Origin of the sequence: Paraburkholderia sp. MM5496-R1 (genome assembly GCF_050436205.1) — a bacterium.
Lineage (GTDB): Bacteria > Pseudomonadota > Gammaproteobacteria > Burkholderiales > Burkholderiaceae > Paraburkholderia > Paraburkholderia tuberum.
Genome location: NZ_JBNDLT010000001.1, coordinates 74,776 through 99,664 on the forward strand (window position 1 = coordinate 74,776; position 24,889 = coordinate 99,664).

Consider the following 24,889-nt stretch of genomic DNA (forward strand, 5'->3'; position numbering starts at 1 on the left):
ATTCAAGCAAAGGAGATCCCATGTCCACCAATGTCGAGCAAGCAGCCGTCTTTCCCGTTACACACCGACCAGGGCTGCCGTTCCCGGACGTGCCGAGGTTTCAGGGCTGGATCCGTCCGACGCGGATCGAGGGCGACATCTTCGACCTCGAGGTAGTGCAGGGCTCCGTCCCGCGTGAGCTGAACGGTCGCTTCTACACGATGGCGGCCGACACGCAGTTCTCGCCCCGCCTCGGCGACGACGTCTTCTTCAACGGCGACGGCATGATCCGGATGTTCACCATCGCGGACGGCCACGTCGACTACCGCAGCCGCTACGTAATGACGGAAAAGCTGCGCGCGGAGCGGAGCGCACGCCGCGCGCTGTTTGGCGCCTACCGGAACCCGTTCACCGACGACCCGTCGGTGGCCGGGGTCAACCGCGGCAATGCCAACACGGCGTTCGTCTTTAGTGGTGGCAAGCTGCTAACCCTCAAGGAGGACGCACGCCCGGTCGCCGTCGATCCGGTCACCCTGGAGACACAGGGCGAATGGGCCTTCAACGGCAAGCTGACAAGCAAGACGTTCACTGCGCACCCGAAAGTCGACCAGCGAACCGGTGAAATGTTCTTCTTCGGCTACGAGGCTAAAGGACTGGCCACCCGCGACATCGCCTACTACATCGCCGGCCCGGACGGCGAGATCACCCACGAAGCCTGGCTGGAGGCCCCGTACGTTGGGTTCATGCATGACTTTGTGGTCAGCGACGACTACGTGATCTTCACAGTGTTCCCTGCCACTGCCGACCTCGACCGGCTAAAGGCGGGCGGCCAGCATTGGCGGTGGGACCCGAAATGCAACACCTATCTGGGCGTCATGCCACGCCGAGGGACGGCTGCCGACGTGCGCTGGTTCACCGGCCCCCCGCGCTGGGCCTACCACTTCTTCAATTCCAGTAACGACGGCACGGCGATCACGATCGACGCGTGCGTGGGCGAGGCGATCAGCGCCCCGTGCTTCTACCCCGACACGTACGGCAAGCCGATCGACCCCCCAAAGACCGTCACCCGTATCACCCGCTGGACACTGGACTACAACAATCCCGACGCCGGCTTCCAGGAACACATCCTCGACAACAACTACGCCGATTACCCGAGTGTCGACCCCCGGAAACAGACCACCCGCCACCGTGTTGGCTTTGCCGCCATTGTCCATCCGCACGACGGCGAGCTCGACCTGGACAGCTCCGATAGCAATCTGAGGGCGATGGGCCTGAATGCCGTCATCCGCTACGACTTCGTCGAAAACCGTGTGGTGTCGCGGTTCGTTCCCGGCCGGCAGTCAAGCATTCAGGAGCCGCTCTTCATCCCGCGCGGCCCCGATGCTCCCGAAGGCGACGGCTGGCTGATCATGCTCGTTGACCGCTGGAACACCATGCTGAACGACCTTGTCATCGTCGACACCGCCGACCTTGCCGCCGGTCCCGTCGCCACGGTGAGCCTGCCGATGCGCCTGCCGACCGGGGTGCACACCCTCTGGCTCGACGACGCGGAACTGACAAAGGCTTCCCGATAAGCAGCACTAGCCCGGGTCAGGCCGTGACGCAGGGCTGCCTGGCCGTGACCGCCGGCCTGACTATTAGCGGGTGCACCCGTCCGGCAAAGCGCACCTGCAGCACGCCGTCGAACTGGCGCTATCGGTGCTGGACAGCGCACGACAACGAAGCGCAGACCACGGGCGGCATTCCCAACGAAGCGGAGCACGGCAACACGCTTCGCTCTAACCCAACGCAGGAACGAAACCAATGTTATTCGAACCCTTCACCAGTCCCTCGCTGTCCCTGAAGAACCGTGTCGTGATGGCGCCGCTGACGCGCAACCGCGCGGTCGACGCGAACACGCCCAATGATCTGGCGGCCGAGTACTACACGCAGCGCGCCGGCGCCGGCCTGATCATTGCCGAGGGCACGTCGCCTTCGCCCAACGGCCTCGGCTATCCGCGCATGCCGGGTCTGTTCAATGCAGCTCACGTCGCCGGCTGGCACAAGGTCACGGACGGCGTGCACGCGCAGGGCGCCAAGATCTTCGTGCAACTGATGCACGCCGGCCGCGTATCACACGTGGCCAACCTGCCCGCCGGCGCCGAGGTGGTCGGCCCGGTCGCCCTGGCGCTCGAGGGCGAGATCTACACCGACGCGCACGGCATGCAGCCGCACAGCACGCCGCGCGCGATGACCGAGGCGGACCTCGCCCACGCCGTGAGCGAGTACGTGAACGCGGCCAGGCTGGCGCTCGAAGCGGGCTTCGACGGCATCGAGCTGCATGCGGCCAACGGCTACCTGCTGGACCAGTTCCTGAACGCCAATGTCAACACCCGCATCGACGCCTACGGCGGCTCAGCCGGGAACCGCAACCGTTTTGTGCTCGAAGTGGCGCGCGCCACGGCGGCCGAGATCGGCGCCGCGCGCGTCGGCATCCGCTTGTCGCCGTATGGCGTATTCAATAACACCGGCGCGTTCAACGGCCTGGATGAGCAGTACCTGACGCTGGCGCGTGAACTGGGCGCGCTGAAGCTGGCGTACCTGCACCTGGTCGACCATTCGGCGATGGGCGCGCCGGAAGTGCCGGCAGCGTTCAAGACCGGCCTGCGCGCGGCCTTCGGCGGCACGTTCATCGCCTCGGGCGGGTTCTTCGATCGCGACAGCGCGGAGAAGGCGCTGCGCGAGGGCCGCGGCGACCTGGTGGCCTTCGGCCGCGCCTGGCTGGCAAATCCGGACCTGATCGAGCGCATGAAGGCCGGCATCAAGCTTAACGACCCGGATCCTTCCACCTTCTATACGCCCGGGGCGAAGGGCTACACCGACTACCCGCGCGCCGATGCGGGCAACGCGGCGTAAGCCAACTCGTCGCGGGCTGCGGCCCGCATCCGGCCGGCGGTAGCACAACAACGTGAGGAGGCGAGTCAGCATGACAACACCTAAGGAGAGCGAAATGACACTCGATGTGGAGGTGGTCATCGTGGGGTTTGGGCCGGGCGGGGAGGTCGCCGCTTCGCTTATTGGGCAGGCCGGGCACCGGGTGCTGGTGATCGACAAGGCGCTCGCGCCCTATGGCCAGCCCCGCATGAGCACGCTGGACGGGGAAATCGCCAGGGTATTGCAGCATGCGGCCAATCCGGTCGAGGCGATGCAGGACGCCATCAAGGCGCCGAACATCCTGCTGTTCGGCGCCGACGGAGAGCCGGTGCCGCCGATCGACTGGGACTACACGATCGGCGGTCACCCATCGCACTACTCGCTGCACCAGCCCAACATCGAGGCCGCGATGGAGCGGCGGATCGCCGCGTGTCCGTCGGTGGAGGTTCGGTGGGGCAGTCGGGCCACGGCCATTGAGCAGCGCGACGGTGGAGTCCGCGTCACCATCGAGATGGCCGCGCGGGACGGTGCGCCGCCCCGCACGGAGATCGTGTCGGCCCGCTACCTGCTCGGCTTCGACGGCGCCAGCAGCTTCGTCCGTGAGGCGGTCGGCATCGAGCTCGACGTGATCCACCAGCACGACGAGCGCTGGGTCATGACCGACTTCGACGCGCTGCGACCGCTGCCGGAGATCGCCACGCGAAGCCACTTCCGGATGGACCCGGTCCGCCCCTTCTACGCAGGCCCGAACGGCGCCAACCGCTGTCGCACCGACGTGCGGGTGCTGCCGGAGGAGGACCTCGATGAGTTGTTGTCCGAAGAGCATGGCTACGCGTTCATTGAGGAGCGATTCGGCCTCACCCCGGCGGACGTGCGGTTGACGCGCCGGATCGCCTACCGGTTCCGCTCGCAGCTGGCGCGCTCCTTCCGGGTCGGCCGCGTGTTCATCGGCGGGGACGCCGCACACGCGATGACCCCATACATGGGGCAGGGCGCGTGTTGCGCGATGCGCGATGCCGCTAACCTCGCCTGGAAGCTCCGGCTCGTGCTCAGCGGCGCGGCCGACGAGTCGCTGATGGACACGTACGAGCCCGAGCGCCTGCCGCACTCGGCGTTCTTCGTCCACGGCTCGTTGGCGACGTTCCAGTACGTCAACGAACTCGACCCGCAGAAGGCCGCGGAGCGCGACGCCGCGACCCGCGCCGGGCTCATCAAATTTCCGCCCATCGAAGGCCTGACTGCCGGCGTACTGCGCCGCGACCCCGCAGGCGCGCTGGCATCGCACGCCGGGCAGTTGGCACCGCAAGGCGTGGTCCGTCGGGAGCAGGGCGAGGGTCGGCTGGACGACGTCATCGGGTATGGCGGGCAGCTGCTCAGTTCGCTGCCGCTCGCCGGCGTGCTCGGCCGGGAGCGGCTGACCCGACTCGGCGAACTTGGCATTCACGTGCTGCGCGTGGCCGACGACGATAGCGCCGATCTGGTCGACCTGGACGGCACCTACCGGAATTTCTGGGCGAGCGCGGGCGCGACCACGCTGCTGGCGCGCCCGGACCATTACCTGTTCGGCGTGGCCGCCGACGAGGATGACGTCCGTGCGCTGATCGATGACTTTCTCGCGCAGATCCCCCGGCCAGCCGCGGAGGCGCCAAAGGCTGCGGCGACCGGCCGTACTCACCCGTCAGTCGCAGCTGTTGATTTGAACTGAGACGGTCGGCGCAGCAAACCCAAACAATCATCGCGACGGGAGACAAGCCCATGACTACCAATCACACCGCCTTCTTCATCGGCGGAGAGTGGCGCGCACCGGCCTCGAGCAAGCGCATCGACCTGGTCGACGCGTCGACGCAACTGCCGCTCGGCAGCATCCCCGAGGCGACGCCCTCCGACATCGATCGTGCGGTCGAGGCGGCTCGTCAAGCCTTCGACCACTCCGGCTGGGCCACCACCACCCCGGCCGTGCGCGCGGCGGCGATGCACCGCTTCGCCGATGCGTTGCAGGCGCGAGCCGCAGACCTGGCAACGACCGTGAGCAGGCAAAACGGCATGCCAATAAACCTCGCAGAGGCCTTCGAGGGCGGTTTCGCGATCGGCATGCTGCGCTACTACGCCGACCTGGCGGCCCGTCGTGAGATCGAGGAGACGCGGCCGTCGCAACTGGGCCGCGAGACCATCGTTCGGCGCAATCCGATCGGCGTCTGTGCGGCCATCGTGCCGTGGAACTATCCGGTCGTGCTGGCCATCAGCAAGATCGCACCGGCGTTGGCCGCGGGTTGCACGCTGGTAGTCAAACCGTCGCCGAACACAGCGCTAGACAGCTACCTGCTTGCCGAGGCTGCGCTGGAGGCCGGACTGCCGCCCGGGGTCATTAACTGGGTACCGGGGGATCGCACGGTCGGCGGGTACCTGGTCTGCCATCCGGGTATCGACAAGGTGGCGTTCACCGGATCGACCGCCGCGGGGCGCGAGGTCAGCCGCGTTTGCGCGGAGATGCTTCGCCCCGTGAGCCTGGAGCTGGGCGGCAAGTCGGCGGCAATCGTGCTCGACGATGCCGACCTCGACACGATCATGCCGAACCTGCAGTTCATCACGATGATGAACCAGGGCCAAACCTGCGTTGCGTGCAGCCGTGTGCTTGCGCCGCGCAGCCGCTACAAGCAGGTGGTTGATGCGGTGGCGACGATGGCCGCGTCGCAGACGGTCGGTCCAGCGCTCGAGCGGACGACGCAGATCGGCCCGATGGCCACCGCCGAACACCGCGAACGTGTGGAGGGCTTCATCGCGCGCGGCCGTCTTGAGGGTCGGCTCGTCGCGGGCGGAGGCCGACCAGCGGGACTGGATCGCGGCTGGTTCGTACAGCCGACCGTGTTCGCCGACGTCGACAACACCGCCACAATCGCACGCGAGGAGATCTTCGGCCCCGTGCTGGCGGTGATTCCCTACAACGACGAGGACGACGCGGTGCGCATCGCCAACGACTCGATCTACGGTCTCGGCGGCACTGTCTTCAGCGCCGATGTTGAGCGTGCCAAGCATGTCGCGCGCCGCGTGCGCACTGGCACTGTCGGCATCAACGGTTATCCATTGGCTATCGGCTCGCCGTTCGGCGGCATCAAGGCTAGCGGCCAAGGCCGGGAATTTGGGCCGGAAGCGATGTCCGCGTACGAGTACCTGACCTCCATGTATGTCGGCGCTTGATATGGCTGCCGGATGATTAAAAACCTTCAATCACAGAAACGGAAAGGAGCACAACGATGTCTGAAATCATGAACCGCAACGCGCCGGAGCGACTGGCAGGGCACGAGCACAACGTCGCTGTAGTCCAGCGCTTCTATGGCGCTGCGGCCACCCACGATACGTCCAAGGTCTTGCCGGTACTCACCGAGGACTTTGTCGGCACGGCCACCGAAGGGCTGCCGCACGGCCTTGGCGGCGTCTATCAGGGCAACGAAAAGGCGGTCACCGAGATCTGGGGTCGCATCTGGACCCTGTTCAATATGACAGGGGAAGTGACCGAATTCATTCCGTTTGACGACGATCGGGTGCTGGTGCTCGGCCGCTACGTGGGCGAGGCCCGCGAGGGCGCCGCGCCGGTGTACGCGGCATTCGCCCACATCTTCACCGTGCGAGGCGCTCGGGTGGCGGCGCTGCAGCAGGTCACCGACTCCGCACAGTGGCATCAGTTCAGGACGCGCGAAAGTCACTAGTCGCCAACTGGCGATGCTTCGTCTGGGAGCACGGGAGCAGGAGCGCTTCCCCTCGATAAGCGATGGAAAACACGTTGCGAAGGGGCCGCGCTTCCCCATCAGGGGTCGACCTCGTCCGGCTAACCACATCTCGGTAAGCCCCTTCGGACGACGAACAGAATCGAAATAGATAGTGAATCAAATGGAGACCCGAATGCGAACGACGATCGAGTTCAAGCGCCCCGACGGCGAGACCGTCCAGGGCTACCTCGCCGAACCCGAAGCCGCCGCTGGCGCGCCCGCTGTCGTCGTCATCCAGGAATGGTGGGGGCTGAACCGTCAGATCCGCGGCGTTGCCGACAGGCTCGCCGCCGCCGGCTACCGCGCGCTGGTCCCCGACCTGTATCGCGGCAAGTCGACTGTCGAGGTGGAGGAGGCGCACCACCTGATGTCGGGGCTGAACTTCAGCGACGCCGCGGCGCAGGATGTGCGCGGTGCATTGCAGTACCTGAAGGCCACGGGCAGCGCAAAGGTCGGGGTCACCGGATATTGCATGGGAGGTGGGCTGACTGTGCTCGCGCTGTCGATGGCGCCGGAGGCTGACGCCGGCGTCGTCTGGTACGGCTACCCGCCGCTCGAACTGGTCAACGGCGTCGAGTATCCACGCGCCCCTGCTCGCGCACTGGGCGACGCAGGACGGCGCGTTCGCGATCGCTGGCGTCGACGCGCTCGAGCAGAAGCTCCGGGCAGCAAAGGTCGCCTACACCGGCCACCGCTACCTCGCGCAGCACGGCTTCGCGAACGAGACAGCGCAGGGTCCCGGGCGGGACGCGATCGCGCAGTACGACGCCGCGTGGGCGCAGATGGCCTGGGACCGCACCCTGCGCTTCTTCGGCCACCACCTCGGGTGAGCGATGGGCGCCCAGGTTGTACCAGTCGCGCGCGCGTTGCAGATCCATGACTCGATGGCCGCGACGTGGTCTTCCCGATAGAGCGCGTGCTGCGGGCACCCGCGCAGCGCGTTGCAGTCTGCAGCAGCTCCCGGTCGTTGGCCGGGTTCTCTGACGGGCAGCCTTAGCTCGACGGGTCAATCGTCCAGTCGTTCTTAATAGCACGTCTTTTTGAAAAAGGTAGGAATCCAGATGAAACTTATATCGTTTACTAAGGGCAACGTTCCCGGGTATGGCGCAGTACGAGGCGAAGGGGTAGTTGACCTGGGCAAGCGATACGGCGAACTCGCCCCGACACTACGTGATGCGCTCGCAGGCGTAGCGCTCAAGGAAATCGAGCGAATTGTCGCTCAAAGCGAACCGGACTTTTTACTGGCGGACCTGACGCTTGCGCCGGTAATTCCCAATCCCGACAAGATCATCTGCGTTGGACTCAATTACCGCGATCATGTGGCAGAGACAGGCAGGGCTCAAACAGAGCACCCAGTTCTGTTCGCGCGGTGGCCGGGAAGTCAGGTTGCGCACGGTGAAGCTCTGATCCGTCCGAAAGTCTCTGAACGTTTCGACTACGAAGGCGAGCTTGCCGTGGTGATCGGGAAAGGAGGGAGGCATATCTCAAGCGCTGACGCACTGTCTCACGTCGCAGGCTATAGCTGCTACAACGATGGAAGCGTTCGTGACTGGCAGAGTCACACAAGCCAATTCCTTCCAGGCAAGACATTCGCCGGCACAGGAGCCTTTGGCCCCTGGCTTGTAACAGCGGACGAAATACCCGACCCGACTGATTTGACGCTAACTACCCGCCTCAATGGCGCTGTCGTCCAGCAGACAAGAACGGATTTGATGATCACCGATATTCCGTCTCTGATCGCGTACTGCTCCACCATATTGCCGCTTACTCCAGGCGACGTATTGGTGACCGGAACGCCGGGGGGCGTCGGCGCTAAGCGCTCACCACCCCTCTGGATGAAGCCAGGAGATGTAGCCGAAGTGGAGATTTCAGGTGTCGGGGTATTGCGAAACGTCGTGAGAGACGAGCCCAGATAATCGTTCCATCCGTCCTGCCACCTTGTCCCCTCTGCTGGAAAAAACATGGAACTTACATCCCTAGGATACGTCGGATTGCGCTCGTCAAAGATCGAGCAATGGAGAGGACTGGCCACCCGGATATTAGGTCTGCAGGAAGTTGACAAGGGAGGTGGGACGCGGCTGTTCCGGATGGACGACCAGACGCAGCGTGTCATTCTCACGGAAAGCACGCATGACGAGCTTGGCTTTATCGGTTGGGAGGTGGCGCACGCTGCCGACCTCGAATCGCTCGCAACCCGCCTCGACTCCAGGAACATAAACGTCGAATGGGGTGACCGTGCCCTATGTGGGGAACGGCATGTCGAAAGGCTGATTGTCTTCACAGATCCGGGAGGCAATCGCCTTGAGGCGTTCTGGAGGCCGGCTATGGCTGATGAGCCATTCGTGCCCGGACGACCATTGTCAGGATTCCGAACAGGGCCTCTTGGTATGGGCCACGTCGTGCTGCACGTCGACGATGTTGACTCGCTGCTGCCTTTTTACCGCGATGTACTCGGGTTTCGCATTACCGACTACGGTCTATCACCATACAAACTGTACTTCTTCCATCTGAATGGACGTCATCACAGTCTTGCCATGGTCGGATCCGGCAGAAAAGGTTTTCACCACTTCATGCTCGAGCTATGCAGCCTGGACGACGTGGGGCAAGCCTACGACCTTGCACAGCAGGAGAGCGGACTCGTGGCCTACACGATGGGACGGCACCTGAACGATCAGGTGATGTCGTTCTATGTGAACACGCCGTCGGACTTTTTCGTGGAATACGGGTGGGGAGGACTGGTCATTGATCCCGCTACCTGGCAGCCGCAGGAGACCGTTGCTGGTCCAAGCTCCTGGGGACATGATCGGCTGTACACAATCGCACCGGAACAGCGCGCGCGACTGTTGGCAATGCGGTTGCGAGCCGCTGAGGAGGGCATCCGGGCTCCCAATCCAGTGCTTACCCGGTAGTAAAGCGCAGCAAATGAAGCGCCGCGGGTTCGTGCGGAAGAGCCCGAACCCGACAATGTTGTCTATGCGACGACGTACGATTGCACGCCACAGAACCGGCAACGACGACGATTGCTGTGCAAAGGTGACGGCGGTTGCCTGCCGCAATCGGCGCGGCAACACGACATGACATCGACAAAATCAGGAGACTATTCATGGCATCGACACATCGCCGGGCCCGTATCACCGCATTCGCCAGTCTGTTGCTCGGTGGCATGGAAATAAATGCCCACGCACAAAGCAGCGTCACGCTATACGGGATCCTCGACAGTGCGATTCTCTATACGAGCAGGACGGTCAATCCCACTACGGGAGCCAATGCCGGCCATCAGCTCTCCTTCATTACGGGTGGACAGGGGACATCGGTCTTCGGATTGACGGGAAAGGAAGACCTCGGCAGCGGCGTGCAAGCGATTTTTGCGCTCGAAAGCGGCATCGATCTCTCCAATGGGGGCTTCGCTGACTCGAACGGCAATTTCTTCGGCCGTCAGGCCTGGGTCGGGGTCGCGGGCGCTTTTGGCACCGTGAAGGCCGGGCTCCAGTATTCGCCCTTTGTGTTGTCATTAATCGCGACGGATCCGCGCAACGTCTCCACCTTTGGTAGCGGCATACCCATCCACGTCGGCAACGTGTCCGTGACGGGTATCTTCACTTCGAACGCCATTTCATACACTACGCCGACTATCGCAGGCTTTCAGGGCAGCGTACTCTTCGCGCCCGGAGGCACACCCGGCAACTTCCAGGCGGGTCAGCAGTATGCGGCCAGCCTGAACTACGTCATTGGTCCATTCATGGTTAGTGCCGCGATGGTTAGCTGCAACGCAGGGGGCACAGCCGTCTCGACGCCAATTCCGAGCAACGTGCCGTTCTCGGGACGAACCATCGGCGGCAGTTATCGCGTGGGCGACCTGACCTTGAAGGCGGACTTTGTCAATTACAAGGTCTCTGGTTCGTTCGACAACCGCGTGTACGGCGCGGGGGCAAGCTATTACGTCACGCCTGCAGCCAACGTCGATGCCGGCGTGTGGTACACCAGCGACGGAAATGATACGCGCAACCATTCGGTCATGGCAGCTGCAGGCTTGACGTACAACCTGTCCAAAGCCACGTTGTTGTATACGCAGGCGGGGTTCGTCAACAATCGCGGAAAAATGGACACCGGACTGTCGCTTCATGGCGCGCTCTTCGGCGTGCAGGGAACAACCGTCGGTGCCAATGTCGGCATCCGCCACAGGTTCTGAACGGCACAGGTCCCGGATGGATGTGCCCCGGACTCGGGCTAGACGGGTGGAAATGCTCGAACGGGCCAGCGTCGCAACGATGCAGCGTTGACCCGACATTCAACAGTGACAGTGCGAGCCACACGGAGCGACCAAATGATCTGCCTGCCCGAAATGGTGTTTGTGCGTCGTCAGGTCCCGTACATCAAGCTGCAATCTGTTTGTCTAGTGATTCGGGACTAGCAATCTTGAAGCAGATCGACAATATCCCATTGACTAACCACCAACACAAGGAACGAGCATGAACGGGCTCATGCAGCAGCGTCAGCTACTGATTTCTGATCTGATTGAACACGCTTGCGCTCATCACGGTGAACGCGAGGTTGTTTCCCATCTCGTCGACGGGAGCGTATATCGTTATACATGGCACGATGTGCATGCCCGCGCAAAGCGCGTCGCAAACGCCGTGGGTGGCTTGGGCGTTGCTCCCGGAGAACGTGTATCGTCGTTGGCATGGAATACGCATCGACACCTGGAACTGTATTTCGGTGTTACTGGCAGCGGCGCGGTGCTCACTACGGTGAATCCGCGTCTGTTCGCCGAACAGATCAGCTATATCATCAATCACTCAGAGAGTCGTTACGTCTTCTTTGACACGAGTTTCTCAGCGACAGTCGAGGAGATCGCGAAGGCTTGCCCGAACGTGCAGGGGTTCATTGCGATGTGCGGGCGGGACCAGATGCCGGACATCGCCATACGGGGCCTGCGGTGTTATGAGGAACTTATCGAAGCGGCCGATACGAAATTCGATTGGCCGAGGTTCGACGAGAATCGCGCCTCGACACTATGCTACACCTCGGGGACCACCGGGAACCCAAAGGGCGTTTTGTACAGCCACCGCTCGACTGTCTTACACTCATTCGGTACATGTACGGCAGACGGCTTCGCAATTGCGGCGAGAGACAGCATCTTGCTGGTCGTGCCGATGTTCCATGTCAACGCGTGGGGAGTGCCTTACGCCGCAGCGATGTCAGGTGCGAAGCTCGTGCTCCCCGGGCCATGGCTCGATGGGGAAAACATATACCGGATGCTAAGAAACGAACGATGCACCATTACGCTGGGCGTGCCAACCGTATGGCTTTCGCTATTCGATTACGTAGAGAAGAACGTCGACGACACCAGGCGCCGTGAAGAAACCCAGCTCACTCGAGTCGTAGTAGGCGGCTCTGCAGCGCCGCGAATCGTCATCGAGAAGTTCGAACGGTATTTTGGCGCATTTGTGATTCAGGCGTGGGGTATGAGCGAGACAAGTCCGGTAGCGACCGTCTGCACGCTACTGGCAAAACATCAGTCGCTGACACTAGATCAGCGTTTTGATCTCCAGACCCTTCAAGGGCGGGCCATGTACGGGGTTGAAATCGCCGTGTTCGACGATGACTTGCGAAGAATTCCGCACGATGGCAAGACTGCCGGACAGCTCAAAGTCAGGGGCCCGTGGATTGCGTCCGCGTACTACAAGAATGAGGATGACTCGGCCTGGGGGGCCGACGGATGGTTCGCCACGGGTGATGTCGCCATGATCGATCCCGACGGGTACCTGAGAATTACGGATCGCTCCAAGGATGTGATCAAGTCGGGGGGCGAGTGGATTTCCTCCATTGATCTGGAAAACGTTGCTCTAAGCCATCCCGCTGTTCAAGAGGCAGCGGTGATCGGCGTTGCCCATAGCCGGTGGCAGGAGAGGCCGTTACTGGTTGTAGTGAAGAAGCCGGGCAACAATGTTACGTCCGAGGACATCATCGAGTTTATGCGCGGAAGGATAGCGAAATGGTGGCTGCCCGACGACGTCGTCTTCGTAGAGTCCTTGCCTCACTCGGCAACAGGCAAACTTCAAAAGGTCGTCTTGCGTCAGAAGTTTAGCGGACACCGGTTCTCGACCGACCTCTCTGACTTGACTTCAATGAGCCGCCCTTGAAGGCAGGCGTCTCGTTAATCAGGCAAGGTCAAAGCACGGCAACACTGTGCAGACTCCCGGAATGAAAGGAATAGCCATGGCAGATCCAAGGGGCGACGTTCGCGCGACCGTCGCGACAATGCAGGCGCGATGCATGATCCGGGGGGTCGATTTCTCGGATTTCCAGCAGTTGTCCGCGAAGGTGGCCAGCTGGAACGACTGGTGGGACCAGTGGACAGCGATGGGGGAGCGCTACCTGGCTCTGGCCGACCGGTACCGGGCAGAGGGGTGGAAGGAAAGCGCCGGATCTGCCCGGGTCCGGGCCGGCGTCGCCTTCCACTTCGGCAAATCCATGGCGGTCGAGGACGATGCCCGCTACCGCGAGTTGACCAAACGCAGCGTGGAAGCGGTCACCACGGGGCTGCGGCTTCTGGACCCGACCTTCGAGAGGATCGAAGTGCCCTTCGACGGACACCGGGTGGTCGGCAACCTCCGCCGTCCCCAGGGGGTGGAGCGCCCGCCGCTGGCGCTGCTGGTCCCGGGTACCGATTCGGTCAAGGAGGAGTTCCCGCAGTGGGAAGAAGAGTTCCTCGCGCGCGGTATCGCCACGTTGAGCATGGACGGTCCAGGGCAGGGCGAGGTCGGGTTCGAGCTTCTGATCCGGCACGACTACGAGCGGCCGGTCGGCGCGCTGCTCGACGCCGTAGCGGGCCGAAACGACCTCGACCTGAGCCGCATCGCCGTGGCCGGCGCCAGCCTGGGCGGCTATTACGCCATCCGCGCTGCGGCGTTCGAGCCGCGCATCACCGCGGTGTTGGCCAACGGGGGCCCCTGGAGCCTGGCCGATGCGTGGTCCGGTTTCTCACCCCTCTACGTCGCCAAGTACACGTGGAACCTCGGCGGCGGCAGCCTCGAGACGGCCCGCCAGCGTGCGGGGTGCATGACGCTGGAAGGCGTTGCCGATCACGTTGCGGTGCCGGCCCTGGTGATCTTCGGGACAGCGGACGCGTTGCTGGACGCCGACCGGCACGGTCGGCGGACCGCCAGCGAGATGCCCAAGGGAGAGCTGTGGATGTTCGAGGGCGGCAACCACGGCGTCAGCAACTTCGCGGCGGAGCACCTTGGCCCCGGCGCCGACTGGCTTCTGACCCACATGTAGCCTTCCCACGCGGCGGGCCGATCGAGCGCAATGAAGCGGTCGCCAGACAAGAAGGTTCCGGCGTACTGCCGATGCCGATTTTTTGAACGGTTCTAACCTGGCCGGCCTGCCGAGTCAGCTTTGGACTCAGATAGAGACAACCGTTCTTGCGAGGGAACAGCGTGCCCATCAGAAAACGAAAATTTGACCCTAGTGTGCGGATCGCCGTCCGCCGCAGGCCCGTCCAGGGACGATCGGTAATGACAGTTGATGCCATCCTTCAGGCTGCGCGACGGCTTTTCATAAGTGACGGATTTGAAGGCACAAGTACCACGCGAATAGCAGAAGCAGCTGGCGTCAGCGTTGGGTCGCTATATGAGTACTTCACCAGCAAGGAAGCGCTCGTGGCGAAGCTTATCAAGCTTCACTGCGACAACTTGCTCGACACTTATGCACTCGCGTTCAGGGCGGTGGAAGGAAAGGGGATTGCGGCACTAGCGGATGCTTGGGTCAATACGACCGTAGACGCATACGCAGGTGACCTCGATCTGCACAGGGTCCTGCTGGACCAGATGGGCAAGGTGAGCAAGACCCGTCATCTCAGCCGCGTTTCGCTCGCGATCACCGATCTTCTCGAGCAGGGGCTGCGCAGTTGCGGAGAGCCTTTGCCCCGCGCAAACCTCCGCCTGGCTGCCTTTGTCGTTGAGTCGGCAGGAGAGGCGTTGGTTCACCGCGCGATCCTGTATGCGGAGAACCTGTTCGGCTACGAGTTGCGGCGCGAACTGAAGCTGATGACTCGCGCGTACCTGTCGAGCACCGACGCGGTTGCCCCGGAAACCTGAACTCTTCATGCCGCCGTCTGAAATTTCGGGAATAGTACAGACCGCGAAACCGAATGATTTGCGATCCGTTGACGCGGGAGTCTTCGGATCCAAGACCTGGCGGGCTAAGCGACGACCCGACCTCGCGTCAGAAATCCGAATAGAGACGACGCAATAAGCCTCATATCATAACCACTGCAATACGAGAGTGACAGTGTAGGCGCTGATGTAGCAGGCATGAGGGAGCCAGTATGAAAACTCGCATAACCGAACTCTTCCAGATCAAATACCCCATTATTCAGGGAGGGATGCATTACGTCGGATTGGCAGAACTTGCATCTGCGGTGTCCAACGCGGGCGGACTAGGTGTAATAACCGCGCTAACGCAGAAGACCCCCGAACTTCTGGCAAAGGAAATCGCGCGATGCCGTGAGATGACAGACCAGCCGTTCGGCGTAAACCTTACTTTTCTGCCTACGTTCTCGGCTCCGCCGTACCTCGAATATATCGACGCTATCAGGCAGGCGGGTGTGCGTATCGTTGAGACGGCGGGTCGAAACCCGGAGCCCTACATCAGCAGTCTGAAAGAGGCGGGAATCAAAATCTTTCATAAGTGCACGTCCATTCGGCATGCACTTAAGGCGCAGCAGATAGGGTGTGATGCGGTTACCGTTGATGGTTTCGAATGCGGGGGACATCCTGGCGAAGACGACATTCCGAACATGATCCTGCTTCCAGGTGCAGCGGACGAACTTTCTGTTCCGATGATCGCCTCGGGAGGTATGGCTGACGGACGCAGCCTTGTTGCTGCACTCGCCTTAGGCGCCGAGGGAATCAGCATGGGCACACGGTTTCTTGCCACGAGAGAAGCGCCGGTCCACGAAAACGTCAAGAAAGCCATTGTCGATGCCTCAGAACGGGATACGAGGCTGGTCATGCGCGGCCTGAGAAATACAGAGCGCGTCCTGAACAACGCGGGCGTGGAACGGCTGCTAGAAATCGAGCGCGAGAAAGGAAAGGATCTTCTCATCGAAGACATCATTGAACACGTCGCGGGCGTCTATCCAAAGGTTATGCGCGATGGACTGCTCGATTCCGGTGCCTGGAGTTGCGGCATGGTCGCGGGCCTGATTCATGATGTGCCAACGGTAAAGGAGCTTATTGGGACAATCGTGGACGATGCCAATACGTTGATCAGGTCACGGCTGCGATGCATGGTTGACGGCGCAGGCATATATAAAGATTTGTGGTCCTTAGCGCAACGGGGGTAGGGAGAGGTCGTTGAGTAGAATGAACCGGTCCTTGCGGTTGGTGGTCGAAAAATGAACTGACAATCAAGGTTACTTCCTGGTCGTCGAGCAGTGCTTGGAACGACGCGGCTTGCGCCGCCCGAATTGGACGAGACGGTGCGGCAAGTACCAAGCAGGGCCGCGAAATGCCCGTGATACTGGGCCGCAAGTTTTCAGCCGATTGGCACTGGCAGTCGGCCGACACAGTGGCCAAGAAACTTTGGCGACGTCGAAATCGTCTCCCGCTGCATCGACGGCGACATGCATCGTTATACCTACCGGGACTGCCACAGTCGCGCGACGAAGTTTGCCAAGGATGAGGTTCTGTCGCGTTAATGCGCTGGGACAAAATTCAGCGAACGGAAATTGCAGACGCTAAAGATGACCAGGACGACAAAGACATCGCGTGAGACATTGCCGCCTGGGATCGCCAAGTTGCTGAAGCGACTGCACTACCCACTGGAGGTGATTTTTGCTGTGCGTGCGGTGGATAAGGCCGGAAAGACCGTCGATTTCCTGCTGCGAGCTATGGTGACAAGGCTGCCGCGCGTCGTTACGTCGAGAAATCCATCGATCAGAACGGCGAACCGTAGACCATCACCGTAGACAAAAGCGATGCCAATCTGGCCGCACTGCGAGCCATCAACGCCAAACGGAAAACGCCCTCGAAGGTGCGCCAGGTCAAAAATCTGAACTACGTTGTCGAACAGGACCATCGCGCGATCAAACGTATCGTCAAACCCACGATGGGTTTCAAGGATTTCGTTGCACCCGCATCATCCTGTCGGACATCGAACTGACGCATATGATCGGGAAGGGCCAATGAAAGATGCTGGCGCAGAGCGGACCGCTGCCGAGCAATTCCATTCGCTCGTAATGTAAGTAGTCCTGCTCATTTTGGACTTGCTTATCCTGACGCCCTTATCGCGACACAGCCCTCTCATGGTCCTCATCGAGCTTTCAGTCCTTCTTGTCGTTCAGCACATCATAGCGGACCGCCTTACTGCAACAGGACCTGGCACAGGTACCGGCGCCACCTTCCGGCAGATCTCGAATAATCACAGTCTGCGGCGTCGCCAATGTAATGGCCGCTGCTCGCAACCGCTTGAGAATGTCGAACAGCAGGTCGCTCTTCGTATCGCCTGCTATTCTTGGGCTGCGAACATACCCGGTGACAATCAATGTGATGCCGTCGGCGGAGAGCTGACTGAAGACGACCGACGGTGCGGGATGATCCAGTATCGACGGGTGCGCTTCGTACGCCGCGAGCAGCAAACCGCGCACCTGTTCGGGATCGATGTTGAGCGGCAAGGTGAGAGTGACAGTCGCGACACCCTGCGTCCGGTTTCCCATCGTCACGTTGCGCACGTTCTGCGAGATCAGGTGGGAATTGGGAACGATGACCGTGGACCGGTCGGCGAGCTGGATTTCGGTAGCGCGAGCGTTGATGCGGCGGATGTCGCCCTCGAGGCCCGCAATACTGACCATGTCGCCGACCTTGACCGGGCGTTCGGTCAGCAGGATCAGCCCGGAGATAAAATTCTTGACGATTTCCTGAAGCCCGAAGCCGATGCCAACCGACAGCGCGCTGACGATCCACGCGAGGCTGGTCCACCGCACACCCAGGATCGACAGCGTGAGCAGCGCGATCAGAACGCAGCCGGTGTTGGCGAACAGCGCGAGCAGCGTGGCTCGCATGCCAACGCTCATACCGGTTTTCGGCAGCAACTCCTGGTCCAGCCATTTGCGCACGGACCGAAGCAGGTACAGCCCGACACACAGCGTGAGAACCGCGTTGGCAATGTGTTCGGGGACGATGTGCAGCCTGCGCAGCCGGTTGCCGCCGACGATCTCGAGGATGCTGCTGGCCAGGTCCGCGGGCGTGGTGCCGAAGCCGCCGGTCAGCAGCGCGACGACCGCGATCGCCAGCAGCAGGCTGCGGCCCAGCGCGGACATGACCGTCGACGCCTGTTCAAGGTGGACGTCGTCCAATCCGAATAGCTGCCTGATCGTTTGCCCGCTGGCGTGGCGCGCCGAGAAGAGGTTTTCGCAAATGTCCTGGGTGAGCCTGCTCAGCAGGTAGAAGCTGCACAGGACGAGGTCGAACCAGACGAGTTCATAAGTCAGGAATCGAGCAACCGAAATGTAGCCGGTCAGCAGCGAAAACAGCGAGCCCACGACGGCAATGGTGACACCGGCGTGGATCAACCCGGCGACGGTGGAACGGGCCTCCGGCGGTTGTCCTGCGGCGGCCAGCGCATTACGCACGCGGTTTGCCCGCAGCAGGGCCGCGCCGATGGTCAGTGCGACCACCAGCGAGACCACCCCGCGTCCGAGCAGAGTCATCTGCACACTGGTATCGACTGTTCTGTTGAACTGCTCCACCGTGCCGAAGAGCATGAGCAGGGCGGCAAGTATCCCGGGGAATGGCTCGATGGCGCGCGCCACCGGATCGGCCATGACCGTCAGGCGCGAGGAGGGTCGGTCACTGCACAGCAGCGCCCGGCCCAGTCCCGCGATCATTGCGCAGGTCAGGGCAAGCGTAATCAGTTCGCTGGCGAAATCCTGCAGGTTGGCGTTTAGGGGCTGCTGATGAGTCAGGGCAAGATAGATGAGCCGGACTGCGCATGCAGCGGACGCCACGCTGGTGAGCGTGGTCGACAACGCGATCGCGCTGCGTCGCAAACGGCCCTCGGGAAGGCGGTGCAGGCAGAACCATACCAGTGCCCGTGCGAGCAGATGGGCGCCTACTGTCCACGTTCCGAGCGCGAGCAGCAGCATCAGTACGATCGTGAGTCGCTCGCCCGGTTGCCATGCCGACTGCAGTTGACCGGTAATCAGCGAATTGAATACCTTGAGCCGTTCAAGGTCCGTCGGTTCGGTGTGTAACAGCGGTGCCCAGAACGCAGGGCCCAGAATGCTGCCGGAGCGAAAGGCGAGCTGGTTCTTCAGATGGTCGTGCTGCAGCCGGCCAATCTGGGTAGTCAGGTTCGGCAGGTTCTCCCTGATGTTTTCCGCCTGCCTGAATTCGGCATCGAGCCGCGCCCGCTGTGCCGCAATAGCGACGCGCTGCTCGGCGACCGCCGGTGTTTCGACACCGGTGCCCGCAGCCGGCGCAGGACCGAGCACGTCAAGCTGGGCTTGTAATTTCGCGCGCCCGGGCACCAATGAGGTGGCCAGGAGGTTGTCCACCCGAGCTGAAAGCTGCTGGATTGCTGTCTGCAGCTCGACAAATTGCACGTCGCCTGTCGCCGTCGATGCCCGCTGCTTGATCTGGTCCTGTTGGGTCTGCAGCTCCCCCAGAATTGCCAGGGTCTCAGTGTCATCGCCAGGCGATGCCAGAGGCGCAATTGCGATGGATTCGGAGGGAGTGGCTGCCCAGACTGTCGGGAGAATCAGGCTGAATAGTGCCAGCAGGGCAAGACGAAAGACGAAGTCCGGTACTTTGCGCATGATGGTGGACCCGCCAAGGGCACGTAATTGCGTATGGGGTGTGATGGGGCTCAGGCCTGTGGCGTGCAGCCACGCTGTCGCGACTGCGCCCAGCCTCGCGCATCGTCTGCGATGCGGCCGGCCAGGCTCGCAATGGCGAGTTGCTGCGCACGCACCAGGTCCGGGTAACCACCCGGCGCCGCCTCCTGCAGCTGCGTATGGCAGCTCAGGCGGACACCGTTGGGGTCTTGCGCGAAACCGAGGCTCCAGTCAGCCTCGAGCTGCACCGCGTGCCCCGGCCAGGCGTCGAGGCGCCGGATCTGCAGCCTGATGCCCAGCACCGGTTGATTGACCGGCCGGGTGAGACCGGCCGCGTCCTGGGTGCCCAGGCGGCGCACCAGTTGGGTCGATAGCGCGGCGCGCAGTTGATCGCCCAGCGGTGCGACCCAGCGCTCGTCGTCGAGCACGGCAACGCCGCTGTCGCCCTGCCGTACGACCATCGCCTGCTGGTCGAGCTCGGCGGGAACGCCCACTGGCAGCACGTCGATCGCGAACGGCGCGGCGGGCTGGGCCGAAGCGGGCTGTGCTGCCGGGGAAACCAGCGTGTAGTAGTGCACTGGCGCGGACGCGCAGGCGCTCAGGGCCAGCGCGACGGTGAGCGTGACGGCGCGCAGGCTGGCGCGGGCTGAAAAACTCATTGTTTCGACTCCTGTGAAGCAGAGGGGCTGGCCGCGGTTACCGGGGCCACGGCTGACTGGTCCGCTGCATGGCCGCGCAGCAGCGCTTCCGGATGGCGGCCGAGCAGATCAGTGAGCGTGCGCAGCGAGCGGGCAGTGCGCTGCACTTCCTGCAGCGTCTGGCCCAGGTTTTCCTGGAGCGGCCCGTCTTCGGCCAGCATGCCCTGCGCGGCGCCGAAGGTCTGGCGAGCCTGCTCCAGGGTTTGCGTGGTCGCCGGCAGCACCTGGCCGTTGATCTGCTTAAGGGTGCTGTCCAGGTCCGCCAGACCCGTGTCGAGATGGCGTGCGATGGAGTCGAGCGGCATTTTGTCGATCTTGCCCACGATGCTCGCCACCTGCTCCTGCAACTGGTCGAAGCCGCCGCTCACGGTCGGCAGCGTAAGCGGTCGCGCATCGGCGTCGTATGAGACCTTCGGGGCGTTCGGTACGAACTCGAGCGAAATGTAGAGCTGGCCGGTCAGCAGATTGCCGGAGCGCGCCTGTCCGCGCAGACCGTGCGCGACCATGGTGGACAGGAAATCCGCTACCTTTTCGATATCGCCATTTATTCTGGGCAGCTTGTCGAGCACCGGGCCAAGTCGCTGCGGATAGACCTCGACGCCGACGATCATGGGAAAACGCTGCGTGGCCGGGTCGTAATCGAGTTTCATGGAAACCACGCGCCCGAAGTTGATTCCCGAAAACACCACGGGAGCACCCCTGGACAGGCCGCGCAGCGACTGTGCGAAGCGCAACTCGATGTACTGGGACGGACCGTCTGGCGGCGCCATCGCAGTCTCTTCATCTTTGGCGAGATTGAACCGGCTGCCGCCTGGGCCGCCGGTCGTGCTACCGACGGGCGCGGCGAACGCAATTCCGCCGCCAACTATCGCGGCCACGGATTGCGTCTTGAGCTTGAAACCGTCAGCACCCAGCGAGAGATCGACCCCGCTCGCATTCCAGAAGCGGGTATCCGCCGTGACAAACCGGTCATACGGTGAATCGACGAAGATCTGTACGCTGACGCCGTGGCCATCGGCGTCGAGCCCATACGACGCGACGCGGCCGACCTGAATGCGCCGGTAGTAAACGGGCGAGCCGATGTCGAGCGAACCGAGGTCGTCCGCATGAATCGTGAAACTCGTTCCCGGCGTCCCACTGATGACGGCGGGAGGCGTCTCCAGCCCCGTGAACGCTGTGCGCGCGACCTCCGAAGTGCCGGTGTCCACGCCGATATAGGCGCCGGACAGCAGCGTGTCCATACCCGAGACACCAGTCATGCCCAAACGAGGCCGGACGACCCAGAAGCGGCTGTCCGCGCGCGCCAGGCTGCGCGCGCTCCGGGCAAGCGAAACCGAGGCGACCACGTGTGAGCCATCGTCGCTGAGCGCGAGCGTAGATACGGTTCCGACAGTCACGTCCTTGTATTTGACAGGGGTCTTGCCGGCCTCCAGCCCCGCAGCGGTCCTGAACGAAATGGCGATTTCCGGGCCGGCCGAGAGCCATGCGTGGATCACCATCGACAGCCCGATCAGCGCGGCGACCAGCGGTACGAGCCAGACGGGCGATACCCGCCAGCGGCTACGGGTGACGCGGGGATCGAGTGGTTCGGGTAGCGGCTTGTTTGATACAGGATTCATGTTTCCTCAGCGTCCCAGATGAGTCGGGGATCGAAGTTCATGGCGCAGAGCATGGTGAGAATCACCACAAGGCCGAAAAAGAGAATGCCGATGCGCGGCTCGCTGTCGGACAGCCCATGGAAGCTGACCAGCGCACAGACGATTGCCACCACCATCACGTCAAGCATCGACCAGTAGCCGACCGCTTCGACGAGCCGGTACAAACGGGCACGCTCGCTCATTGCCCAGCGACTGCGCCGCTGGGTGGTCGCGAGCAGCATGCTGAGGATCAGGAACTTGGCGCACGGCACGACTACGCTTGCAACAAAGATCACCGACGCAATGCCCCAGGATCCTGCTTTCCAGAACTCCACGACGCCGTAGAGAATCGTGCTGTCGCTGCCGTGTCCCAGAAGGCTCGTGTGCATGACCGGCAGCACATTGGCGGGGATGTAGAAAATCAGGGAAGCGATCAGGAACGCCCACGACCGTGCGATGCTGTCAGGGCGTCGCCGATGCAGGGCTCGTTTGCAGCGCGGGCATTGGGCGTGTCCGTTCACGCGCGGCATATGTGCGCAAACCAGTCCGCATCCATGGCAGGCAATCAGGCCTAGCTGTCCCGCGCGAGGAGGTGGCTTCATGCTGTCTCCGCGTCGGTCCATTCCCACAGCAGGTGGACATCGCGACTGGCGATGATGGTGATTAGTGCCATCAGCGTTGCCGTGGCCCAGATGCCGGGACCAGCTGCCACCTGCACGAAGCTGGAAAGTTTGATGATCGCCACGAGCATGCCAAGTACGCCGACCTCGACGATGCTCCACGGGCGCAGCATCGCAAGCAGCGCCATGCTCCACGCGAAACCCGGTGCCCGGCGTGCGGCGCGGGCAAATGCCAGCACCCAGCCGAGCAGCGCGATCTGGAGAAGCGGCACCACGACGATCATCATCGCAGTGGCGAGCGCAATCGGTGCAACCGCGCCGTGCGCCAGCGCTGCCGCGGACTGCCAGAGCGTCGTCTCGCTGTGCAGGCCCTGCAGGGAAATCCGGATCACCGGGCAGACGTTGGCGATCACGAAGACGATGGCTGCGGCGACGGTTAGCGCGAGCCACCGATCGATATCGAGCTGGCTCGCGCGATACAGGACCGCCGAACATTGCCGGCAGCGCGCCACCTCGCGCGTGGCCAGCGCGCGGCGATGGTACACGCCGTCACAATGCTCGCAGACGACGAGAGTAGGGAAGGTTTGCATGAGCATCTGGCGATCAGGACGGCCTGTCACTACCGGTGGCCACCGTCTTCGGCCGCTGCTGCGCGTGGTCCCTCTGAGCAGCGCGCGCGTCGAAGTACGACGTCACATAGTCGATGAACGCCCGGACCTTCGCCGTCATCAGGCTCCGGTCCCGATAGGCGAGCCTGAGTTCGGCGTCCGCGCTGATGAGCTCAAAGTCGGGCAGCAGCTGCACCAGCCGGCCATCGTCCAGCTCCTTGCCGACCATCGTCAGCGGCAACGCGCCGAGACCAGCACCGCTCATCACCAGTTCCTTGTTCAACGCGGCGTTGTTGGTCGACACGTCGTGTTCGAGTGGCACGGCAATCTGTTCGCCCCCGCGCCGGAACCGCAACTGTGGTTCGCTGATCGATGCCAGCATTGTGACGAAGCGGAATGCGGCGAGATCGTTGGGCCTTTGCGGTAGCTGGCGCCCCTGCAGGTAGCTGGGCGAGCCCACCACGGCGAGGGGCAGGCGGCACAACGCACGGGTGATCGTGAGCTCGCTCGTGAGCATGAACGGCAGCACGATGCCGAGATCGAAGGCTTCCTTGATCAGATCGACTGGCCGTTCCGCCAGCGTCAACTCGAGCTGCACGGCCGGGTACCGGGCACGGAACCCGGCGATCAGCGGGGGCAGCTCTATCAGCGCCGCGGTGGTGTGGGCGACGAGCCGCAGTACCCCCGCAGGCTCCCGTGCGCGCTCCCCGGTACCGGCCTCGAGCACGTCCAGTTCAGCCACCACGCGCGAGCAGCCGCCGTAAAACTCCTCCCCGGATTCAGTAAGTGCGAGGTGTCGGGTCGTGCGCTGAAAAAGACGCACCCCGAGCCTGGTTTCGAGCCCCGTTATCGCGCGCGAGACGACTGTCTTTGAGATGCCCAACGCATGCGCGGCGTGCGTGAAGCTCTGCATTTCGACGACGGTACAAAAGGTCCGCAGCGTTTCGAGATGGTCCATAAGTGTTCGCAATCCAAAGTAGATCTAAATTGAAACCATACGGTTCAGTATAGGGAAACATACTGTTGCTGTCAACGTAAATAAACCGGTCAGTTCAGTATGTTAAAGTGACGGGCAGTGAAGATGGAAGATCGGTCAGGTGCGTTGCCGCCGGCGACGTCGTCGACCGATCTCATAAACAAAAGGAGAGCCCGAGATGAGGGGGAAAACGGAACAAAAGCGGCAGGCGATTGTTGACGCCGCGTTTGAGGTGTTCAGTGAGGTGGGATTCGAGCAGGCGTCGATGTCCGAAATTGCGGCACGGGCAGGTGGATCAAAAGCCACGCTGTACAGCTATTTCCAGTCGAAGGAAGAGATGTTCGCTGAGTTCATGAGCGTCGCCGCGCAACAGGAAATCAGGGCGGCGTTTGAGCTGCTCCAGACGTCGGTGCCGGTTCGCGACGCACTGGCGAGCTTCGGCACGCACTATCTGGTTGCGGTCCTAAAACCGCAACTGCTCGCGGTGCGCCGTCTCGCGCATCGTGAAGGCGGCCGGTCGAATGTCGGCGCCCTGTTTTATGAGCGCGGGCCGAAGCTCGGCTGGCAAACGGTGGCGGTCTTCCTGCGGCAATTGATTGACGCCGGGCAGCTGCGCAGCTGTAACGCAGCCATCGCGACAGCGCATCTGCGCACGCTGTATGAAGCGGAGTTGATGGAGCTCTGCCTGTTTGGCGTGCCGGCCGATACCAGCCCCCGCAACATCGCGAAGGTCGTCCAGCGAGCGGTCGACGTGTTCATGGCCGCATACGGGCCGACGCACGCCGCACCAACCACGCACTGATTATCCGGCTGCCGCCCGCATTGTCCGGGCGGCAGATCGACATCCGGGGGC

At 62.6% G+C, this 24,889-nt stretch carries 19 protein-coding genes and 3 pseudogenes; 16 read left to right on the forward strand and 6 right to left on the reverse strand.

Features of this window, described 5'->3' with window-relative positions:
- Positions 1-20: 20 nt before the first annotated feature.
- From OKW38_RS00370 to OKW38_RS00440, 15 genes and pseudogenes are all read left to right on the forward strand, one after another.
- On the forward strand, positions 21-1,553 hold the full coding sequence (locus tag OKW38_RS00370; protein ID WP_429359470.1) for a carotenoid oxygenase family protein: 1,533 nt from the start codon (positions 21-23) through the stop codon (positions 1,551-1,553).
- 229 nt (positions 1,554-1,782) lie between these two features.
- Positions 1,783-2,874: an alkene reductase gene (locus OKW38_RS00375; RefSeq protein ID WP_429359472.1), complete on the forward strand. Its 1,092-nt coding sequence runs from the start codon at positions 1,783-1,785 to the stop codon at positions 2,872-2,874.
- 94 nt (positions 2,875-2,968) lie between these two features.
- The gene (locus OKW38_RS00380; RefSeq protein ID WP_429359474.1) at positions 2,969-4,597 is read left to right on the forward strand and encodes a bifunctional 3-(3-hydroxy-phenyl)propionate/3-hydroxycinnamic acid hydroxylase; all 1,629 of its coding nucleotides are present in this window, start codon (positions 2,969-2,971) and stop codon (positions 4,595-4,597) included.
- A gap of 50 nt (positions 4,598-4,647) precedes the next feature.
- A complete protein-coding gene (locus OKW38_RS00385; protein WP_429359475.1) occupies positions 4,648-6,087 on the forward strand; it encodes an aldehyde dehydrogenase in 1,440 nt (479 codons plus the stop codon).
- 56 nt (positions 6,088-6,143) lie between these two features.
- A complete protein-coding gene (locus OKW38_RS00390) occupies positions 6,144-6,596 on the forward strand; it encodes a nuclear transport factor 2 family protein (RefSeq protein ID WP_429359476.1) in 453 nt (150 codons plus the stop codon).
- A 181-nt stretch (positions 6,597-6,777) separates the two neighbouring features.
- Positions 6,778-7,486: pseudogene (locus tag OKW38_RS00395) on the forward strand (dienelactone hydrolase family protein).
- Between the two features lie 231 nt (positions 7,487-7,717).
- Positions 7,718-8,572, forward strand: a complete 855-nt coding sequence (locus OKW38_RS00400) for a fumarylacetoacetate hydrolase family protein (protein WP_429359477.1) — start codon at positions 7,718-7,720, stop codon at positions 8,570-8,572.
- A 45-nt stretch (positions 8,573-8,617) separates the two neighbouring features.
- Positions 8,618-9,565, forward strand: a complete 948-nt coding sequence (locus OKW38_RS00405) for a VOC family protein (protein ID WP_429353436.1) — start codon at positions 8,618-8,620, stop codon at positions 9,563-9,565.
- Positions 9,566-9,819: 254 nt separating this feature from the next.
- Entirely contained in the window at positions 9,820-10,845 is a 1,026-nt protein-coding gene (locus OKW38_RS00410) for a porin (RefSeq protein ID WP_429360645.1), read from the forward strand.
- A 280-nt stretch (positions 10,846-11,125) separates the two neighbouring features.
- Positions 11,126-12,799: a long-chain-fatty-acid--CoA ligase gene (locus OKW38_RS00415; RefSeq protein WP_429359478.1), complete on the forward strand. Its 1,674-nt coding sequence runs from the start codon at positions 11,126-11,128 to the stop codon at positions 12,797-12,799.
- A 76-nt stretch (positions 12,800-12,875) separates the two neighbouring features.
- Entirely contained in the window at positions 12,876-13,937 is a 1,062-nt protein-coding gene (locus OKW38_RS00420; RefSeq protein ID WP_429359480.1) for an alpha/beta hydrolase family protein, read from the forward strand.
- Positions 13,938-14,176: 239 nt separating this feature from the next.
- Positions 14,177-14,314 (forward strand): annotated as a pseudogene (locus OKW38_RS00425) (TetR/AcrR family transcriptional regulator); the annotation flags it as partial.
- A 6-nt stretch (positions 14,315-14,320) separates the two neighbouring features.
- On the forward strand, positions 14,321-14,758 hold the full coding sequence (locus OKW38_RS00430) for a hypothetical protein (RefSeq protein ID WP_429360647.1): 438 nt from the start codon (positions 14,321-14,323) through the stop codon (positions 14,756-14,758).
- A gap of 230 nt (positions 14,759-14,988) precedes the next feature.
- The gene (locus tag OKW38_RS00435; RefSeq protein WP_429353440.1) at positions 14,989-16,008 is read left to right on the forward strand and encodes an NAD(P)H-dependent flavin oxidoreductase; all 1,020 of its coding nucleotides are present in this window, start codon (positions 14,989-14,991) and stop codon (positions 16,006-16,008) included.
- Between the two features lie 399 nt (positions 16,009-16,407).
- Positions 16,408-16,908 (forward strand): annotated as a pseudogene (locus tag OKW38_RS00440) (DDE-type integrase/transposase/recombinase).
- Positions 16,909-16,986: 78 nt separating this feature from the next.
- On the opposite strand, the gene OKW38_RS00445 reads toward OKW38_RS00440, so the two are convergent.
- The 6 genes from OKW38_RS00445 to OKW38_RS00470 form a co-directional block, all read right to left on the reverse strand.
- Positions 16,987-19,479, reverse strand: a complete 2,493-nt coding sequence (locus OKW38_RS00445) for a DUF3772 domain-containing protein (protein ID WP_429359481.1) — start codon at positions 19,477-19,479, stop codon at positions 16,987-16,989.
- A 50-nt stretch (positions 19,480-19,529) separates the two neighbouring features.
- The gene (locus tag OKW38_RS00450; RefSeq protein ID WP_429359482.1) at positions 19,530-20,156 is read right to left on the reverse strand and encodes a PqiC family protein; all 627 of its coding nucleotides are present in this window, start codon (positions 20,154-20,156) and stop codon (positions 19,530-19,532) included.
- Entirely contained in the window at positions 20,153-21,814 is a 1,662-nt protein-coding gene (locus tag OKW38_RS00455; RefSeq protein WP_429359483.1) for an intermembrane transport protein PqiB, read from the reverse strand. The genes OKW38_RS00450 and OKW38_RS00455 overlap by 4 nt, the downstream gene beginning before the upstream one ends.
- Positions 21,811-22,362, reverse strand: coding sequence for a paraquat-inducible protein A (locus OKW38_RS00460; protein ID WP_429359485.1), 552 nt, complete (start codon positions 22,360-22,362; stop codon positions 21,811-21,813). The genes OKW38_RS00455 and OKW38_RS00460 overlap by 4 nt, the downstream gene beginning before the upstream one ends.
- A gap of 68 nt (positions 22,363-22,430) precedes the next feature.
- The gene (locus OKW38_RS00465) at positions 22,431-23,048 is read right to left on the reverse strand and encodes a paraquat-inducible protein A (RefSeq protein ID WP_429359486.1); all 618 of its coding nucleotides are present in this window, start codon (positions 23,046-23,048) and stop codon (positions 22,431-22,433) included.
- A gap of 7 nt (positions 23,049-23,055) precedes the next feature.
- Complete coding sequence (locus tag OKW38_RS00470; RefSeq protein WP_429359488.1) at positions 23,056-24,018, reverse strand: LysR family transcriptional regulator; 963 nt, start codon at positions 24,016-24,018, stop codon at positions 23,056-23,058.
- Positions 24,019-24,214: 196 nt separating this feature from the next.
- On the opposite strand from OKW38_RS00470, the gene OKW38_RS00475 reads away from it, so the two are divergent.
- The gene (locus OKW38_RS00475; protein ID WP_429353449.1) at positions 24,215-24,838 is read left to right on the forward strand and encodes a TetR/AcrR family transcriptional regulator; all 624 of its coding nucleotides are present in this window, start codon (positions 24,215-24,217) and stop codon (positions 24,836-24,838) included.
- Positions 24,839-24,889: the final 51 nt, after the last annotated feature.

Bases quoted from the DNA above. Each gene is read 5' to 3' on its own strand.
- OKW38_RS00370 (WP_429359470.1), top strand. From the start codon at position 21: ATGTCCACCAATGTCGAGCAAGCAGCCGTCTTTCCCGTTACACACCGA.
- OKW38_RS00375 (WP_429359472.1), top strand. From the start codon at position 1,783: ATGTTATTCGAACCCTTCACCAGTCCCTCGCTGTCCCTGAAGAACCGT.
- OKW38_RS00380 (WP_429359474.1), top strand. From the start codon at position 2,969: ATGACACTCGATGTGGAGGTGGTCATCGTGGGGTTTGGGCCGGGCGGG.
- OKW38_RS00385 (WP_429359475.1), top strand. From the start codon at position 4,648: ATGACTACCAATCACACCGCCTTCTTCATCGGCGGAGAGTGGCGCGCA.
- OKW38_RS00390 (WP_429359476.1), top strand. From the start codon at position 6,144: ATGTCTGAAATCATGAACCGCAACGCGCCGGAGCGACTGGCAGGGCAC.
- OKW38_RS00400 (WP_429359477.1), top strand. From the start codon at position 7,718: ATGAAACTTATATCGTTTACTAAGGGCAACGTTCCCGGGTATGGCGCA.
- OKW38_RS00405 (WP_429353436.1), top strand. From the start codon at position 8,618: ATGGAACTTACATCCCTAGGATACGTCGGATTGCGCTCGTCAAAGATC.
- OKW38_RS00410 (WP_429360645.1), top strand. From the start codon at position 9,820: ATGGAAATAAATGCCCACGCACAAAGCAGCGTCACGCTATACGGGATC.
- OKW38_RS00415 (WP_429359478.1), top strand. From the start codon at position 11,126: ATGAACGGGCTCATGCAGCAGCGTCAGCTACTGATTTCTGATCTGATT.
- OKW38_RS00420 (WP_429359480.1), top strand. From the start codon at position 12,876: ATGGCAGATCCAAGGGGCGACGTTCGCGCGACCGTCGCGACAATGCAG.
- OKW38_RS00435 (WP_429353440.1), top strand. From the start codon at position 14,989: ATGAAAACTCGCATAACCGAACTCTTCCAGATCAAATACCCCATTATT.
- OKW38_RS00445 (WP_429359481.1), bottom strand. From the start codon at position 19,479: ATGCGCAAAGTACCGGACTTCGTCTTTCGTCTTGCCCTGCTGGCACTA.
- OKW38_RS00450 (WP_429359482.1), bottom strand. From the start codon at position 20,156: ATGAGTTTTTCAGCCCGCGCCAGCCTGCGCGCCGTCACGCTCACCGTC.
- OKW38_RS00455 (WP_429359483.1), bottom strand. From the start codon at position 21,814: ATGAATCCTGTATCAAACAAGCCGCTACCCGAACCACTCGATCCCCGC.
- OKW38_RS00460 (WP_429359485.1), bottom strand. From the start codon at position 22,362: ATGCCGCGCGTGAACGGACACGCCCAATGCCCGCGCTGCAAACGAGCC.
- OKW38_RS00465 (WP_429359486.1), bottom strand. From the start codon at position 23,048: ATGCTCATGCAAACCTTCCCTACTCTCGTCGTCTGCGAGCATTGTGAC.
- OKW38_RS00470 (WP_429359488.1), bottom strand. From the start codon at position 24,018: ATGGACCATCTCGAAACGCTGCGGACCTTTTGTACCGTCGTCGAAATG.
- OKW38_RS00475 (WP_429353449.1), top strand. From the start codon at position 24,215: ATGAGGGGGAAAACGGAACAAAAGCGGCAGGCGATTGTTGACGCCGCG.